We start from the raw sequence: 17,159 nt of genomic DNA, 5'->3' as shown, positions 1-17,159 counted from the left end.
CATGCTCCTCCGCTTTATCTTGCTCTAGCTAGAACGCGCTCCGCCTGAATCAGATGCGGCCGATCTACCATTTTCCCGCCGACCGACAGCACGCCTGCAGACGGCTCGGCCGCGAAGGCATCGACGATGGCCTGCGCATGCGCGACTTCCTCGTCGCTCGGCGTAAAGGCGGCGTTGATCGGCCCGACCTGCGCCGGGTGAATGGCGAGCTTGCCGGTGAAGCCTTCGCGCGCGGCGGCCTGCGCTTCGGCGATCAGCCCGGCTTCGTCGCGGAAGTCGGCAAAGACGCCATCGACCGGCTGGACGCCCGCCGCCACCGCACCGGCAAGGCACAGCGACCGCGCCATGCGGTAAGTGAAGCTCAAGGAGCCGTCGGCGTCATATTTGCTCGACGCGCCGAGGGCGGCCGACAAATCTTCCGCGCCCCAGCTCATCGCGACCAGCGGTGACTTCATGTCGCGGTAGCTCAAAAGGCCGAATAGGCTGGCGGCGGTTTCGGTGACGATGGCGTGGATCGGTATGCCGCCGGTCGAGTGCGACAGGTGGATGACGTCGGCACCGCTTTCCGCCTTGGGAAGAACGATGCCCTCGATGTCGGGAAGCTTGAGGACGCTGAGGTCGTCTTTGTGAAACTCGCTGCCGATCGGGTTGATGCGGACCCACCAGCGGGGCCCGCCTTCGCGTGCGCCCAACTCTTTCAACAGCTCGCGTGCCGCCTTCTTGCGATCGGGCGCGACGCTGTCTTCTAGGTCGAAGATGACCGCGTCGGCTTCCGATGCGATGGCCTTGGCGACCTTCTTTTCACTGTCGGCGGGGACGAACAGCCAGCTTCGCGGCGCGGGCACCTCGCTCATGCGCTCTTCTTCTGGAGGAGGGCGGTGCGGGTGAAGGTGCAGACCGTCTCGCCGCGCTGGTTCTTCGCGCGATGCTCCCAAGTCACGATCCCGGCGTTGGGCCGCGAGCCGCTTTCACGCAGGGCCACGACTTCGCTTTCACAGGTCAGCGTATCGCCGACGAATACGGGTTTGGGGAACTTCACTGCGTCATAACCAAGGTTGGCGACCAGCGTGCCGAGCGTCGTATCGGCGACCGACACGCCCACCGTCAGGCTGAAGGTGAAGCAGCTGTTGACCAGCGGCTTGCCGAATTCGGTGCCCTTGGCCGCTTCATGGTCGAGGTGCAGCGGCTGCGGATTGTGGGTGAGGGTGGAGATGAGGAGATTGTCGGTCTCGGTCACCGTGCGGGTGATGGCATGAACGATATGATCGCCCACCTGCCATTCGTCGAAATAACGTCCTGCCATCCGCTCGCTCTAGGCCAGCGGCGGGCGAGCCTCAAGCGCCGCCGAGCTTGGCGCGCAATTCGCACATGCCGATGCGGTCAACGGCAGTGTCGCGATCCTCTGCGCGGACGACATTTGCGATATGTCCCAGCATCTGGCCGACGATATCGATCGCCTGGATGGCCAGGCCGTGCTCGGCGACCAGCTCTTCGTCCAGCGCCAGTTCGTCGCCCATCATCACCAGCATGTCGCGAGCATGATCAAGCTCGGCGGCGAGCAGGCGTTCGATTTCGGGCACGGAGCGGTTCACGACTCCGGTGGTAATCCGCTGGCGTTAAGAAGATGTGAGCAGGATTTCCGCCGCCGCCTCGGTAATCGCTGCCCCGTCGAGCCGGTAGGCGGCATAGAGATCGGGCAGGTTCCCGGTCTGGCCGAAGCGTTCGACCCCAAGCGGCGCGACGCGCTGTCCCAGCACCCCGCCGAGCCAGCTCAGCGATGCCGGCGCGGCGTCACATATCGTGACCAGGCCCGCACGCGGCGCGAGGTCGGACAGCAAGGTTTCGATGTGTGATGGTTCGGACCTGCCCGTCCAGCGGCCGGCCTGAGCGGCGGTCCAGCCACGGTGGAGCAGGTCGGGGGAGGTCACCGACAACAGGCCGAGGCCGGGAATATCGGCACTGAGTTCTTCCCACGCCGCGAGCGCTTCGGGCATCAACGCGCCCATCGCGACGATCGCCGCTTCCGCGCCGGGGGTAGGCTGCTTCAGCCAATAGGCGCCCTTGAGCGCGCCATTCTTCCAGCTGTCCTCCGCGCGGGCGACCTGCTGGATCGAGCGGGTCGACAGGCGAAGATAAGTGCTCTCGCCATCGGGCGCGTCGATCAGGCGGAATGCCTCCTGCATCATCACGGCCAGCTCGTCCGCAAACGCCGGTTCGTAGTGGCGCAGACCCGGCTGGCCAAGCGCGATCAGCGGCGGGTTGATCGACTGGTGCGCACCGCCTTCCCGCCCCAGCGTAATGCCCGACGGCGTCGCGACGAGCAGGAAACGGGCGTCCTGGTAGCAGGCGTAGTTGAGGCTATCGAGGCCGCGCGCGATGAACGGGTCGTACAGCGTTCCGATCGGCACCAGTCGTTCGCCAAACAGGTCGCCGCTGAGGCCGAGCGCCGCCAACATCAGGAAAAGGTTGGATTCGGCGATGCCCAGCTCGATGTGTTGGCCCTGATTTGTGGCGAACCATTTTTGCGCCGACGGAATCTTTGCCTTGGCGAAAACGTCTTCCATGGCCCTGCGCTTGAACAGGCCGCGCTGGTTCACGAACCCGCCGAGGTTAGTCGACACGGTCACGTCCGGCGACGTTGTGACGATGCGGTCGGCCAGCGGCGCGCCGGACTTGGCAAGGTCGAGCAGGATGCGGCCGAACGCGGCCTGGGTCGATTGCTCGGCGCCCTCGGGCGCGGGGATCGCCGGGATTTCGATCTTGCCGAAGCTGCGTGGTCGCTTTTCGCGCAGAATGCGACTGGAAGCGACAAGCCGCTCGACGCCGGGCCGTTCATTGCCGCCCAGGCCTGCCAAGGGCTGCCATTCTTCGCCCTCGGCAATGTTCATCGAATTGCGCAGGGCGGCCATCTGGCTCGGGTTCATCAGGCCGGCGTGATTGTCCTTGTGGCCGGCGAACGGCAAGCCATAGCCCTTGATCGTGTAGGCGATGAAGAAGGTCGGTACGTCGTCCTGCGCGGCGTCGAACGCTTCGGTTAGCGTCTCCAGGCAGTGACCGCCGAGGTTGGTCATCAGCCGGGCAAGGGCGTCGTCGTCATGATCGGCGACGATCTTGAGCGCTGCCTTGTCGCCGGCGAGATCGGCGTTGAGCCGCGCACGCCAGGCTGCGCCACCCTGATAGGTGAGGGCGGCATAATCGGCGTTGGGGCATTGGGCGATCCACGTTTCGATCGCCTTGCCGCCCGGCCGAGCGAAAACGGCGCGCTGCAAGGCGCCATTCTTCAGCGTCACCACCCGCCAGCCGCAGGTCGCAAAAATATCGTCGAAGCGGTCGAACATCCGCTCTTCGGTGGTCGCGTCGAGGCTCTGGCGATTATAGTCGACGATCCACCAGCAATTGCGGATGTCGTGCTTGGCGCCCTCAATGATCGCCTCGTAGATATTACCCTCGTCGAGTTCGGCATCGCCGATCAGTGCGACGAAGCGGCCGCGGTCCTCTTCGGCCATCAGGCCGTGCGCGGTGAGATAGTCCTGGACGAGGCTTGCGAAGGCGGTGATCGCGACGCCGAGACCGACCGATCCGGTGGAAAAATCGACCGGGATGCGATCCTTAGTGCGGCTGGGGTAGCTTTGCATGCCGCCGAAGCCGCGAAAATTCTTCAACTGCTCCAGCGTCTGGCTGCCAAGCAGGTAATGGATCGCGTGCAGCACCGGCCCGGCATGCGGCTTCACCGCGACCCGGTCGTTCGGCCCCAGGGCGTGAAAATAGAGCGCGGCCATGATTGCGGTCATCGACGCGCAGCTCGCCTGGTGCCCGCCGACCTTCAGCCCGTCGGCACTGTCGCGGACATGGTTGGCATGGTGGATTGTCCAGGCGGAAAGGAAACGCAGCCGCTCGTCCAGCAGCTTCAACGATGCGATGTCGGCCTTGCTCATGCCTGTCGCCCTAACGCCTTGGCGTCAGGGCGCAAGTCTCAGGCCCTAGCGAGGCCATCCGCAATGGCTTCGGTCAGCTTGTCCCCCGGACAAGCCCCTCAGCCATCTCGGCGACTTCCAGCCAGCGCTCCTCCGCCGCGTCCTTTTCGGCGCGCTTGGCATCGAGCTCGGAAGTCAGCTTGGCGAAGCGGTCGGGGTTTTTCGCATAGAGCGCCGGATCGTGCAGCGCCTCTTCGATCGCCGCCATTTCCGTTTCCAGCCGCTCGATCTCGCCCGGCAGGCGGTCGAGGTCGCGCTGGTCCTTGTAGCTGAGCTTGGCGCGCGGCTGGGCAGGAGCGGGGGCGTCGGCCTTCGGCGCTGCCGGCGCAGCTTTCTTCGCCGCCGGCTTCACCTCGCGGCGGCGCTTGGCCCAATCCTCATAGCCCCCTGCGACGATATCGACCTTGCCCGACCCGTCGAGGCCGAGCGTCACCGTCACCGTCTTGTCGAGGAAGTCGCGGTCGTGGCTGACGATCAGGACCGTGCCTTCATAGTCCGCGATGACTTCCTGCAAGAGGTCGAGCGTTTCGAGGTCGAGATCGTTGGTCGGCTCGTCCAGCACCAGCAAATTGGATTCGCGGGCGAATTCGCGGGCTAACAGCAGCCGCGACCGCTCGCCGCCCGACAGGCTGGCGATCGGCGCTTCGGTCAGTTCGGGCGCGAACAGAAACTCCTTGAGATAGCCCTTGATGTGCTTCTTGACCCCGCGCACCTCGATCCAGTCGCCGCCTTCCGCTAGCACGTCGCGTACGCGGCGGGTCGGTTCCATCAGCTTGCGCTGCTGGTCGATGACGATGCCGCTCAAGGTCTTGGCATGAGTGACAGTGCCGCTGTCGGGTGCCAGTTCCTTGGTCAGCAGCTTCAGCAGCGTGGTCTTGCCGGTGCCGTTGGCGCCGACCAGCCCGATGCGGTCACCGCGCTGGATGCGCAGGGTGAAGTCCGTGATGATCGGGCGGTCCGCGAACGCCTTGGACACTCTTTCCGCATCGATCACCGTCTTGGTCTTCACATCGTCTTTGGCCAGCGCAAGCTTGGCCGGACCGGTCGGCCCCAGCATCGCGGCGCGCTGGGCCCGCATTTCATTCAGCTTGGCGAGGCGACCCTGGTTGCGGCGGCGGCGGGCGGTGACCCCGCGATGCAGCCAGTGGAGTTCGATCGCCAGCTTGGCGTCGAGCTTTTCGGCGGCGCGCTGCTCTTCTTCATAAACACGCTCGGTCCACGCATCGAATCCGCCGAAGCCGATTTCGGCACGGCGGATGGTGCCACGGTCGAGCCACAGGCAGCTCTTGGTCAGGCGGGTGAGGAAGGTGCGGTCGTGACTGATGACGATGAAGGCGCCGCGAAAGCGGTTCAGCCAATCTTCCAGCCAGTCGATTGCTCCGAGATCGAGATGGTTGGTCGGCTCGTCGAGCAGCAGCACGTCGGGATCCTGCGCCAGCGCGCGAACGATCGCTGCCCGCCGCCGCTCGCCGCCGCTGGCGGTCTGCGTGTCACGGCCAAGGTCGATGCCGATCTGGTCGGCGATGGCGGCGGCTTCGTGCGCCGCAGGCGCGTCCTCGCCTGCCAAGACCCAATCTTCCAGCGTGGCATGGCCGCCGATGTCGGGGTCCTGCTCCAGCAAGACCACGCGCGTGCCCGGCACGATCTTGCGCTCGCCCTCGTCGGTGTCGACCGTGCCGGCCAGGCATTTCAGCAGGGTCGTCTTGCCCGCGCCGTTGCGGCCGATCAGCGCCAGCCGGTCCTTCGGCCCGACGAAGATGTCGAGGCCCTTGAACAGCCAGCCTTCGCCCTGGACCAGGCCGAGATTTTCGTAGGAAAGAATAGGGGGTGCCATTGCCCCGCCCCCTAGCGTAGCATCGGCGCTACGTCACCATTCGGCGATGAACGGGCGGCAACAGGGGCATTCATAACTCGTTCAATGGATTGCGCTTAGGAGTCGCGGCACTAGGAAGTTTATGCCGATGAGCCTGTTTCGTACCCTTGTAATCACGCTTTGCGCCGCCTCCGCCGCGGTCGCCACCCCCGCGCTTGCCTCGCCCCATGGCGTGCAGATGGCGTGGATCGATCGCCCGCGCGACCAGGATCGCGCTTTCCGTGCGACCCAGGAAGGCCGTTCGATGCCGTTGCCGATGATCGAACGGCGGGTGAAGCCCGCGCTTCCCGGCGCCGACTATCTCGGCCCGGAAATTCGCGGCGGCACCTATCGCCTCAAGTTCATGCAGAACGGCCGGGTGATCTGGGTCGACGTCGACGCCGAAACCGGCCGCATCGTCGGCAAGTCGGGCGACTGACCCGCCGACGCGCATTCTGCGCCCTTGCGTCCCACCTTCGTTCCGGCCAAGCAACCGTTCAGCTTCGTGCGTGTTGAGTAGGCAAAAGATCGAATAAGGACATATTCGCATGCGCGTTTTGATCGTCGAAGACGAACCCAACCTCGGCCGCCAGCTTCGCTCGACGCTGGAAGGGGCAGGCTATGCCGTGGACCTCGCGACCGACGGGGAGGATGGCCATTATCTCGGCTCGACCGAAGATTATGACGCCGTGGTGCTCGATCTGGGCCTGCCCGAAGTCGACGGGCTGACGGTGCTCGACCGCTGGCGCAAGGAAGGCAAGAAGATGCCGGTCCTGGTGCTAACCGCGCGCGACAGCTGGTCGGACAAGGTGGCAGGACTCGACGCCGGCGCAGACGATTACCTCGCCAAGCCGTTCCAGACCGAAGAATTGATCGCCCGCCTGCGCGCCCTTATCCGCCGCGCGTCGGGCAATGCATCGAGCGAGTTGATCGCCGGCGACATCCGCCTCGACACCCGCTCGGGGCGCGTCAGCAAGGCGGGCGAGCCGGTTAAGCTTACGGCACAGGAATATAAGCTGTTGAGCTACCTGATGCACCACAAGGGCAAGGTCGTCAGCCGCACCGAGCTGATCGAGCATATCTACGACCAGGATTTCGACCGGGACTCGAACACGATCGAAGTGTTCGTGACCCGCATCCGCAAGAAACTGGGTCCCGATACGATCACCACCATCCGCGGCCTCGGCTACAGCCTTGAGGATCCCGCCGCTTGACCGACGCCGCCACCGACAAGGCGGCGGCTGAAGTCAGGGGACGCCGTGGAGGATCGCTGACCCGCCGTATGATCGGGGCGGCGGCGCTATGGATCGGTCTACTCCTGCTGATCGGCGGTTTTGCCCTCGACCGCGTCTTGTCGCGTTCGATCGTCGACAATTTCGACCAGCAGTTGAACTATGTTCTGAACGGAATGATTGCTGCGTCGGAAATCGGCGCGGACGGTGAAGTCATCTTCACCCGCCCGCCGGCCGACCAGCGGTTTCTGGAAGCATATTCGGGTGCCTACTTCCAGATCAGTGGGAATGGACAGGAGACGTTCCCGTCGCGTTCGCTGTGGGACCGCCGGCTGAAGGTCGACCAGGCGCACCAGGACCTGAAGGAACTGCACAAATATAACAGCGCGGAATTCGCTGACGAGCCGCTCCGCGTCCTCGAGCGCGATGTGATCCTGCCCGGATCGAAGGTGCGCTGGCGATATCAGGTGGCGCAGTCGCGCGACGCCATCGACGGACAAATCCGCGATCTTCGCCGGACGCTGATCTGGAGCTTCGCGATCCTCGGCGTCGGGCTGATCCTGATGGCGGGGTTGCAGGCGACTTACGGCCTGTGGCCCTTGCGCAAGGTGCGTCGCGAAGTCGCGGCGATCCGCGACGGCGTGCAGACCCGGATTTCCGAGGATTTCCCGCGCGAGGTCGAGCCGCTGGTGGAGGAAATCAACGAGCTGCTGGCGCACAGCGAGGCGCAGGCCGAAGAGGCGCGGCGGCATGCGGGAAATCTCGCGCACGCGCTCAAGACGCCGCTTACGGTCATTACCAATGCGGCTACCGCCCACGCACCCGATCTCGATGATACGGTCATTCGCGAAGCGGCGGTGATGCGGCGACAGGTCGACCACCATCTCGCCCGTGCCCGCGCCATCGGTCGCCGCGCGTCGGCGCAGGCCCGCGCGACGGTCTGGGAAAGCGTGTGCGCGGTCGAACGGGCCGTGTCGCGCCTCTACGACCAAGTGACGATCGATATTGCCGGCGACAAGGAGGTCCAGGTCCGGGTAGAACGGCAGGACCTCGACGAGATGCTCGGCAACCTCATCGAAAACGCTGCGAAATATGGCGGCGGGCGCGTGTTCGTGACGGTCGAGCCTGCCGCGAAGGGCTTCGCCCAAATATTGGTGGAGGACGACGGGCCGGGCATTCCCCAGGCGCAGCGCGACGAACTGTTCGTTCGCGGCAAGCGGCTCGATACGACCGGCAAGCCCGGTACCGGCCTTGGCCTCGCGATCGTTCGCGACGTTGCCGAAATCTACGGCGGACGCGTCGAGCTGGCCGAAAGCGAAGATCTCGGCGGCTTGCTTGTTACCTTGTCGCTGCCACTGGCGATGCAGGCCGGTTGACCCGTTCGTTCGTCGAAACCCGCTAGGCGAGTTACTCCGGTCCGCTACATCTCCGCCCAACATCATGAAGAGGATTTTGTCGATGCGTCGTACGGCCCTGCTGTTGCTTGCTGCTACCGCCCTGTTTTCGACCCCGCTCGCCGCCCAGACCGGCAAGCCCGTCTTCGCACCGTGGGGCGTCGATCTCAGCGCCGCCGACGCGTCGGTGAAGCCGGGCGACGATTTCTGGAGCTACGTCAACGGCGGCTGGGCGAAGCGGACCGACATCGCTGCGGACCGCACGTTCGTCGGCATCGACAGCGTGCTCAACGACCAGATCGACCGCGATGTCCATGCCATCGTGGAGGACATGGCCAAGAACCCGGCCGAAGCCGGACCGATCGGTCAGCAGGTCGGTGATTATTATGCCAGCTGGATGGACGAAGCGCGGGTGGACGCGCTGGGAACCCGCCCCCTGCGGCCCTATCTCGCGCGCATCGCTGCGGTGAAGAGCAGGACCGGGCTGATCGACCTGTTCGCCGCCACCGGGTATCAGTCGCCGATCGGCGCCGCCATCTTCCCCGACCTCAAAGACCCGACGCATTACGCCGTCTATATCGGTCAGGGCGGCCTCGGCATGCCCGGCCGCGACTATTACCTGCTGCAGGGCGCCAAATATGACGCGTTTCGCAAGGCGTATCGTGCCTATGTAACCAAGATGCTGACGCTCGCCGGCGTACCCGCTGCGCCTGCTCGCGCGGCCCGGATCTTCGCGCTCGAAACCGCCATCGCAAAGGTGCACTGGACCCCCGAACAGCAGCGGGACGTCCAGAAGAGCTACAACCCGATGACCCGCGCCCAACTGGCCAAGTTCGCGCCGCAAATCGACTGGAACCGGATGCTCGACCGATCCGGGCTGACCAAGGTCGACGGGGTCATCATCGGCGAAAAATCTGCGGTGCAGGCCGAAGCCAAGCTGTTCGCCGCAATCCCGCTTCAGACGTGGAAGGATTACCTAACCTTCCACTTCATCAGCGATCATGCCGCCACCCTGCCCAAGGCGTTCGATCAGGCGCGGTTCGATTTCTATTCGCGCACGCTCCGCGACGTCCCGACCCAGCGCGACCGGTGGAAGCGCGGCGTGGACATGGTCAATGGCGCCTTGGGTGAGGCCGTCGGCCAAATCTATGTCCAGCGCCACTATCCGGCCGAAAGCGACCGGCAGATGGGCGAACTGATCGCCAACATCCGTGCCGCGCTGAAGGACAAGATCGACCAGAGCAGCTGGATGGACGCGGCAACCAAGAAGGAGGCGCTGGCCAAGCTCGATGCCTTCGACCCGCGCACCGGCCATCCGGCGAACTACATCGACTATTCCTCGCTGAAAGTGGATCGCGGCGACCTGTTCGGCAACGCCATCCGTTCGGAACAGTTCGACTGGGACCTCAGCCTCAAGCGAATGGAAAAGCCGGTCGACCGGACACTGTGGGACATGCTGCCGCAGACCAACAACGCCTATTATGATCCGACCCAGAACCAGATCACCTTCCCGGCCGCGATCCTCCAGCCGCCCTATTTCGATCCGAATGCCGACCCGGCAGCCAACTATGGCTCGATTGGCGCGACCATCGGCCATGAAATCGGCCACGGCTTCGACGACCAGGGCCGCCAGTTCGATGGCAGCGGCAAGTTGCGCGACTGGTGGACCGCCGAAAGCGCGAAGCTGTACGACCAGCATGCGCAGGCACTGGTGAAGCAGTACGACAGCTACGAACCCATCCCGGGCACGCACATCAAGGGGCAGCTGACGCTGGGCGAGAACCTCGGCGACTTGGGCGGGCTGGAAGTCGCCTATGCCGCCTACCGCCGCTATGTCGCCGAACATGGCGAACCGCCGGTCGTCGGCGGCCTGACCGGCGACCAGCGTTTCTTCATCGCCTATGGCTACAGCTGGCAGACCAAATATCGCGAAGGGGCGATCCGCGAGCGGCTGCTCAGCGATCCGCACTCGCCCGCCAAATTCCGCGTCAATGGCGTCGTCCGCAACATGGACGAATGGTACAAGGCGTTCGACGTCAAGCCGGGCGACGCGCTCTACCTTCCGCCCGAACAGCGGGTGCACGTCTGGTAACCGGCATGGCTGGAAAAATGGCCGCCGCCAGTCTAGGGCGGCGGCCGTGACCGCCACGATTCATCCGCTGGGCGACAAGCGCCCGCCTTCGCTCGACCCGATCATCGCCCTGACGGCCGAGGACATGAACGCGGTCAATGCCGTGATCCTCGACCGCATGCAGTCGAAGGTGGCGATGATCCCCGAACTGGCCGGGCACCTCATTGCCGGCGGCGGCAAGCGGATGCGACCGATGCTGACGCTCGCCAGCGCCGCGCTGCTCGACTACCCCGGGACGCGCCATCATAAACTCGCCGCCGCGGTCGAATTCATTCACACGGCGACGTTGCTTCACGACGATGTCGTCGACGGCAGCGAAATGCGCCGCGGCAAGCGCGCCGCCAACCTCATCTGGGGTAATCCGGCGAGCGTGCTGGTCGGCGACTTCCTCTTCTCGCGCAGCTTCGAGCTGATGGTCGAGGACGGCAGCCTGAAGGTGCTCAAGATCCTGAGCCACGCCTCCGCCGTGATCGCGGAGGGCGAGGTCGACCAGCTGACCGCGCAGCGCCGGGTGGAAACGACCGAAGACCATTACCTCAAGATCATCGACGCCAAGACCGCCGCCCTGTTCGCTGCCGCCTGCCGCATTTCGCCGGTGGTCGCCGAAGCCGGTGATGAAGCCGAAGAGTCGCTGGACGCCTATGGCCGCAATCTGGGCATCGCCTTCCAGCTAGTCGACGACGCGATCGATTATGCCAGCGACGAAGCGACCATGGGCAAGGGCCGCGGCGACGATTTTCGCGACGGCAAGGTCACGTTGCCCGTGATCCTCGCCCATGCCCGCGGCAGCGAAGAGGACCGCGCCTTCTGGAAGGCCGCCATGCAGGGCGATCGGACCAGCGACGACGACCTTGCCCATGCCACGCGGCTCATTCGCTCGACCGGCGCGCTGGCTGACACGATGGAGCGTGCGCGCCTTTACGGTCGGCGGGCGATCGACGCGCTGGCCGCCTTTCCGGCCAGTCGCGCCAAGTCGGCGATGATCGAAGCGGTCGAATTTGCGGTGGCGCGCGCTTACTAGGCTGAACCGTTTCGGGGTCGGCACGTTGTCGGTCCGATAGAGGAGTAGCGCATGAAACTGGCGATGATCGGACTCGGCCGCATGGGCGGCAATATGGCGCGCAGGCTGATGAAGGCGGGCCACGAGATCGTCGCCTACGACCTCAATGCCGAGGCGGTAGCAAATCTGGTCGGCGAGGGCGCGACGGGCGCGGCATCGTTGGGCGATGTCGCCGCCAAGCTCAATTCCCCGGCCATCTATTGGATCATGCTGCCCGCGGGCGAAATCACCGACAAGGCGATGCGCCAGATCGCCGACGTCGCCAAACCCGGCGATATCGTCATCGATGGAGGCAACAGCTTCTGGAAGCACGACCTCGAACGCGCCAAGTGGCTCGCCGAAAAGCAGCTCCATTTCGTCGATGTCGGCGTATCGGGCGGCGTATGGGGCTTGGAACGCGGTTATTGCATGATGATCGGCGGACCCAAGGAACAGGTCGATCATCTTGACCCCGTCTTCAAGGCGCTGGCACCCGGAATGGGGACCGTTGCGCGGACCAAGCGCCCGCAGTCGGACGGCGAGTGGAAGGCCGAGCAGGGCTATGTCCACTGCGGTCCGGCCGGATCGGGCCACTTCACCAAGATGGTCCACAACGGCATCGAATATGGGATGATGCAGGCCTATGCCGAAGGCTTCGACGTGCTGAAACAGCGCGCGAAGGAAGGGCTGGCCACGCAATATGACCTCAATCTCAGCGATATCGCAGAGGTGTGGCGGCGCGGCAGCGTAATCTCGTCGTGGCTGCTCGACCTTATTTCGATCGCGCTCGCCGAAGATCAGCAGTTGTCCAAATTTTCCGGCCGCGTGGCGGACAGCGGCGAGGGCCGCTGGACGATCGACGCGGCGATGGAGGAAGCGGTTCCAGTCGACGTGCTCGCCGCGTCCCTATTCGCCCGCTACCGCAGCCGGGTCGAGGAAAGCTATGCCGACCAGCTGCTGAGCGCGATGCGCTTCGGCTTCGGCGGCCACGTAGAAATGCCGCAATGATCACGGGCGGGCCCGACGTTCGCCGGGCCCACGTTCGCGTACTGGCTTACTGTCGTACCAGCTTGTAGCTGACCTTGCTGTTGTCGCGCGGGTCGATCGACGTTACGTCCATCGTTCCGTCACTCGCTGGCGTGAAAGTGACCAGGTCGGTCGTCTTGCCGCCGACCTTACCCGTCAGCTTGTAACCGGCACCTTCCCGAACAACCGCAACCGTCCCACCGGCCGCGTCGCCCTTAACCGGCGTGTCGCTGCCATCCAGCTTCGCGCTGTAGGATTCGCCGGTTCCGAACGTGGCGTTCAGCACGTCGCCTTCCAATTTGTAGGTCGCGGTAAGCGCCTCCGGCGAGATATTGGCGGCCTGGTTGACCGCCCATTGGCCCGACACCGCGTGAGCGCCGGCCGGGGCATCGCCGACACGACTGAACATGGCCGAACCGCTGGTTTCCTTACCGTTCGCGTTGTTCAGTGCCGTCCAGTTGTTGGTCAGGGTCTTGCCGTCTGCCGATACCGACATTTCGTTGTGACCGACTTCCTTGCCCGCTTTCTGGCGCACCATTTTCACGGTCTTGTCGTCGGCGACGGTGATCGAAAGATTGTCGAACGTCGGCCGGTCGGCGACCGGGTGGAACGCGCCGTCGGCCTTGAAATCCTTGTACGGGGTCGGCAGGCAGGTTGGGCAGTTGTAAAGCCCGTCCTTGATCGACCATTCTTCGGGCTTGTTTTCGAATTTCACCGAGGCGAGATCGGCTTTCCAGGTTCCGTCGATACTGGTCGCGGCTGCGGCCGCCGCGCCCGCTGCGGTCTCGTTCGATCCGTCGTGCTGCTTGCATCCGCCAAGCGTCATTATTGCGACGGCAACCGCCGCGGTCATCATCCGGTTCATGGCTTCACACTCCCCTGTCGAGTAAAGCGCCCCCGGCATGACGCCAAAACGGCCGCCCGACGGTCTGTCATCCCCGCGCGTCGGTCCAGCCGGGCGGATGCGAACACATCCGACCGAGCCGTGGCAAACGAAAAGTTAACGAGCGTTCAGCTCCCTAGCTGATATTGCTTCATCAGGTCGTAAAGGGTCGGGCGGCTGATCCCCAGCAGCTTGGCCGCGCTCGAGATATTATATTCGGTGCGCGTCAGCGCCTGATGGATGGCGCGCCGGTCGGCAACTTCGCGCGCGGCGCGCAGGTTGATCGGTACGGCATCGCCGGCGCTTTGCCGGACCGTCGGCAGGTCGAGATCGACTGCGCCGATCAGCTTCCCGTCGGCCATGATGACGGCCCGTTTAACCCGGTTTTCCAGTTCGCGGACATTGCCGGGCCAGGCATAGGCGTCGATCGCTTCCGCTGCGTCTGGCGCCAGGCCCTGGACCTTGGGGTTCATCTCCCGCGCATAGCGATTGACGAAATGACGGGCGAGCAGGACCGCGTCGCCGGACCGGTCGGCCAGCGACGGAATGTGCACCACGATTTCCGCCAGGCGGTAGTATAGATCGTCGCGGAAACTACCCGCCGAGATCATCTCGTCGAGATTCTGGTGGGTGGCGCAGACGATGCGCGTGTCGACGTTGATCGGTGCGCGGCCGCCGATCCGCTCGATCACCCGTTCCTGCAGGAAGCGCAGCAACTTGACCTGCAGCGGCAGGGGAATGTCGCCGACTTCGTCGAGGAACAGCGTTCCGCCCTGTGCCTGCTCGATCTTACCGGGCGTGGTCTTCACTGCGCCGGTGAAGGCGCCACGCTCATAACCGAACAATTCGGCTTCGAGCAGGTTTTCAGGGATGGCGGCACAGTTGATCGCGACGAACTCGCCGCCTTTTCGCGGGCTGAGGTCGTGGACCGACCGTGCCAGCAATTCCTTGCCGGTGCCGCTGGCGCCCAGCAGCATGACCGAAACGTCGGCCGACGCGACCCGTTCGATCGTACGCGCAACGCGCGCCATTTCTGGGCTGGTGGAGATGATCGAGCCGAGCACCGTCGCGCCGCCGCCGCCGCGCGCTTCGAGGGTGCGGTTCTCGTCCTCGATCTGCCACAGGCGGAAGGCGCGGGCGACGATCAGGCCGAGCTCGTCGATGTCGACCGGTTTCTTGTAGAAGTCGTAGGCGCCGAGTGCGATCGCCTTCAGCGCGCTTTCGCGGGCGCCATGGCCCGATGCGACGATGACCTTGGTGTCGGGCTTGAGCGCCAGGATTTCGGACAGGGTCGCGAAGCCTTCGCTGGTGCCGTCGGGGTCGGGCGGCAGGCCGAGGTCCAACGTCACCACGCGCGGCTCGTGCAGGCGCAGCAGGTCGACGGCTTCCGCGCGGTTGCCCGCGATCACGACCTGATAGCCTTCATAGGCCCATTTCAGCTGCCGTTGCAGGCCGACGTCGTCCTCGACGATCAGCAGGACGGGAAGCTCGCTTTTCTCGGTCATGCGCTTTTCCGATGCAGTTGGTCGGTCGCGGCGGCGACCGGCAAGGTGATGATGAACTGGCTGCCCTTCCCGGGCCGGGATTCCACCGACAAACGCCCGCCCATGGCGGAGACGAGGCTACGTGCTTCGAACGCGCCAACGCCGAAGCCGCCCTCTTTGGTCGATGCGAAGGGCTGGAACAGGCGGTTGCGGATGAAATCGGCATCCATGCCCGTCCCCTGGTCGGTGATGGTGATCGTCGCTTCGTCCGCGCTGCCCTCCATCCGGACCGTGACCGGCTGCAGCGGGGTCGATGCGTCGATGGCATTCTGGACCAAATGGCCGATTGCCTGTTCCAGCAGCAACGGATCGGCGCGGACCCACTGGTTGCCGTCGCCGATCAACCGGACATCATGGTCGCCGCGCTTGCCGGCCACGGCCGAGGCGACCACCGGCCGCAGGGCGGTCGGCTCCGGCTTGGCGGGGCGCTGGTCGGCGGTCGGAGCCAGTCGGGCGAGAAGGTCGTTCATCTTGTCGACCGACCCTTTCAAGGTCGCGACCATGTCGACGCGGAATTCGGGGTTGTCGGCATGACGTTCGGCGTTCCGTGCAAGCAGGGAGAGCTGGCTGACGAGGTTCTTCACGTCGTGCAGGATGAAGGCGAAGCGGCGATTGAAGTCTTCGAACCGCTGCGCATTGGCCAGCGCCTGCTGGCTCAGTTGCTCGGCAAGGCTGCTCGCGGCTTGCCGACCTGCGGTGCGCAGCAGGTCGAAATCCTCCCAATCGAGGGGACGACGATAATCGGGGGAGGACAGGAGGACGAGGCCGATCAGCCGATCGTCATGGATCAGCGGAACGCCGGTCCACGCCTGCTCCTCCTCGACGAGCTGCCGCGGCAGGCCGATGAGCTTCTCGCGCGGATCTGCCCAGCCGCCCTGATGGGCGTCGAAGTCGATGATGCGGCCTTCGGCCCCCATCGCCAACCAAAAAGCGATCGACTGTTCGCTGGGGATCGCCGCGCCCGGATTGGCGCTGCCCGACCAGTTCCAGTTTGCCGCCGGTTCGATCGCGCCATGATCGTCGGCGATCAGCAGGATTCCGCCCGGCGCGTCGAGGATGTCGGCGAAGGCCTTGATGATGCGCTCGCCGATCGGCCGCGCGGTCGGGCCGCTGGCGCCCAGTGTTTCGGCGAAGCGCAGCCATTCGGTTCGATAGTCGTAACGATGTTCGAACAGATGCTTGCTGACCTTGACTTTGAGCCAGGCGCGCGCCCGCCGCGACGGCAGCAGGATCAGCGCGGCAAGGGTCATGCACACGAGCAGGGTGATCAGCAGGCCGCGGGTCCAGTCGAAGCCGCTTTCGCGCAGCGCCGACGCCAGCACCGCCATTACCACGAAATAGCCCGCCAGCCCGAGGAGGGAGAGGCTCTGGAAGGTCGCGGCGCGCGACAGGCGGATGCGCCACGCATCGCGGCGGCCCGATCCGATGACGAACATTGGCGCGGCGAGCGCCATCACCAAGCCGCGCCAGTCGAACAGGCTGCGCGCGGCACCAAGGTCGAAATAGGCGACGGTGTAGAGGTTAAGATCGTAGGCCCAGATCCCCGCCAGCGCGAGCATTGCGAAGCGGATTCCGGCGCGGTCCGATGGTGCAGCCTGGCCGTACACATTGTGCACCAGGACCAACGCGCCGGCCGCTGCCGTCAGGCGCAGGATGATCGCCGTTATCGCCAGCGCGTGGCTGGCCTGGAATGTTGCCGCATCGAGGAAGATGGGCAGGGCGTCGACGATGAGTTGAAGACCCAGCACACCCGCCACCGCCACATAGACCGGTTTGACACCGCGTTGCCGTTCGTCGCTGTCCACCTCGGCCAGCCGATAAAGGACGCCGATCCAGACGAGGTTGCGGGCAGACTCCGAATAGCCGGCAAGAATCGATGTCGGCGCGACCGCTGTCAGCCACGCCCAGCAGGCGGTGAGCGCAAAGGCGGCCAGCAGCAAGCGCTGCTGGTCTTCGCCAAGCCCGCGGCGCAATTCCCATAGCGTCAGCGCGGCAAACATGGCCGCGGCGAGGCAATAGGTCCAGAAGGCGATCAAGCTCTGCACGCACCCTCGACTGTAAAATGGACCGACATGCCCAAGGTG

At 64.9% G+C, this 17,159-nt stretch carries 14 protein-coding genes; 6 read left to right on the top strand and 8 right to left on the bottom strand.

Annotation, left to right across the window (positions count from 1 at the left end; all coding sequences use genetic code 11):
* Positions 1 to 14: 14 nt before the first annotated feature.
* The 5 genes from G570_RS12705 to G570_RS12685 all read right to left on the bottom strand — a co-directional run bounded on the left by G570_RS12705 (position 15) and on the right by G570_RS12685 (position 5,808).
* Positions 15 to 854: an HpcH/HpaI aldolase/citrate lyase family protein gene (locus G570_RS12705; protein WP_037503045.1), complete on the bottom strand. Its 840-nt coding sequence runs from the start codon at positions 852 to 854 to the stop codon at positions 15 to 17.
* Entirely contained in the window at positions 851 to 1,303 is a 453-nt protein-coding gene (locus tag G570_RS12700) for a MaoC family dehydratase (RefSeq protein WP_037503042.1), read from the bottom strand. Before G570_RS12700 ends, G570_RS12705 begins: the two co-directional genes overlap by 4 nt.
* Before the next feature lie 31 nt (positions 1,304 to 1,334).
* Positions 1,335 to 1,592, bottom strand: a complete 258-nt coding sequence (locus G570_RS12695; protein WP_037503039.1) for a hypothetical protein — start codon at positions 1,590 to 1,592, stop codon at positions 1,335 to 1,337.
* 24 nt (positions 1,593 to 1,616) lie between these two features.
* Positions 1,617 to 3,935 (bottom strand): transketolase, encoded by a 2,319-nt coding sequence (locus tag G570_RS12690; RefSeq protein ID WP_037503036.1) that lies wholly within the window; start codon positions 3,933 to 3,935, stop codon positions 1,617 to 1,619.
* Positions 3,936 to 4,008: 73 nt separating this feature from the next.
* A complete protein-coding gene (locus G570_RS12685) occupies positions 4,009 to 5,808 on the bottom strand; it encodes an ABC-F family ATP-binding cassette domain-containing protein (protein ID WP_037503034.1) in 1,800 nt (599 codons plus the stop codon).
* A 127-nt stretch (positions 5,809 to 5,935) separates the two neighbouring features.
* On the opposite strand from G570_RS12685, the gene G570_RS12680 reads away from it, so the two are divergent.
* From G570_RS12680 to gnd, 6 genes are all read left to right on the top strand, one after another.
* Positions 5,936 to 6,265, top strand: coding sequence for a hypothetical protein (locus G570_RS12680; RefSeq protein ID WP_245600304.1), 330 nt, complete (start codon positions 5,936 to 5,938; stop codon positions 6,263 to 6,265).
* Between the two features lie 109 nt (positions 6,266 to 6,374).
* Complete coding sequence (locus tag G570_RS12675) at positions 6,375 to 7,040, top strand: response regulator transcription factor (RefSeq protein WP_037503028.1); 666 nt, start codon at positions 6,375 to 6,377, stop codon at positions 7,038 to 7,040.
* Positions 7,041 to 7,108: 68 nt separating this feature from the next.
* Positions 7,109 to 8,434, top strand: coding sequence for a sensor histidine kinase (locus tag G570_RS12670; RefSeq protein ID WP_051504600.1), 1,326 nt, complete (start codon positions 7,109 to 7,111; stop codon positions 8,432 to 8,434).
* An 82-nt stretch (positions 8,435 to 8,516) separates the two neighbouring features.
* Complete coding sequence (locus G570_RS12665) at positions 8,517 to 10,544, top strand: M13 family metallopeptidase (RefSeq protein WP_037503022.1); 2,028 nt, start codon at positions 8,517 to 8,519, stop codon at positions 10,542 to 10,544.
* A gap of 46 nt (positions 10,545 to 10,590) precedes the next feature.
* Complete coding sequence (locus G570_RS12660; protein WP_037503015.1) at positions 10,591 to 11,604, top strand: polyprenyl synthetase family protein; 1,014 nt, start codon at positions 10,591 to 10,593, stop codon at positions 11,602 to 11,604.
* Between the two features lie 51 nt (positions 11,605 to 11,655).
* Positions 11,656 to 12,630, top strand: a complete 975-nt coding sequence (gnd, locus tag G570_RS12655) for a phosphogluconate dehydrogenase (NAD(+)-dependent, decarboxylating) (protein WP_037503013.1) — start codon at positions 11,656 to 11,658, stop codon at positions 12,628 to 12,630.
* A 46-nt stretch (positions 12,631 to 12,676) separates the two neighbouring features.
* Here the strand turns inward: gnd and G570_RS12650 are convergent, their stop codons facing one another.
* The 3 genes from G570_RS12650 to prsK form a co-directional block, all read right to left on the bottom strand.
* Positions 12,677 to 13,513, bottom strand: a complete 837-nt coding sequence (locus G570_RS12650; RefSeq protein WP_051504442.1) for a hypothetical protein — start codon at positions 13,511 to 13,513, stop codon at positions 12,677 to 12,679.
* Between the two features lie 146 nt (positions 13,514 to 13,659).
* Complete coding sequence (gene prsR / locus G570_RS12645) at positions 13,660 to 15,036, bottom strand: PEP-CTERM-box response regulator transcription factor (RefSeq protein ID WP_037503009.1); 1,377 nt, start codon at positions 15,034 to 15,036, stop codon at positions 13,660 to 13,662.
* Entirely contained in the window at positions 15,033 to 17,120 is a 2,088-nt protein-coding gene (gene prsK, locus G570_RS12640; protein WP_037503005.1) for an XrtA/PEP-CTERM system histidine kinase PrsK, read from the bottom strand. Before prsK ends, prsR begins: the two co-directional genes overlap by 4 nt.
* Positions 17,121 to 17,159: the final 39 nt, after the last annotated feature.

It is taken from the genome of Sphingomonas jaspsi DSM 18422, assembly GCF_000585415.1.
Classification (GTDB): Bacteria; Pseudomonadota; Alphaproteobacteria; order Sphingomonadales; family Sphingomonadaceae; genus Sphingomicrobium; species Sphingomicrobium jaspsi.
Note: the sequence above shows the minus strand (reverse complement) of the source record. Positions and strands in the feature narration are given on the sequence as shown.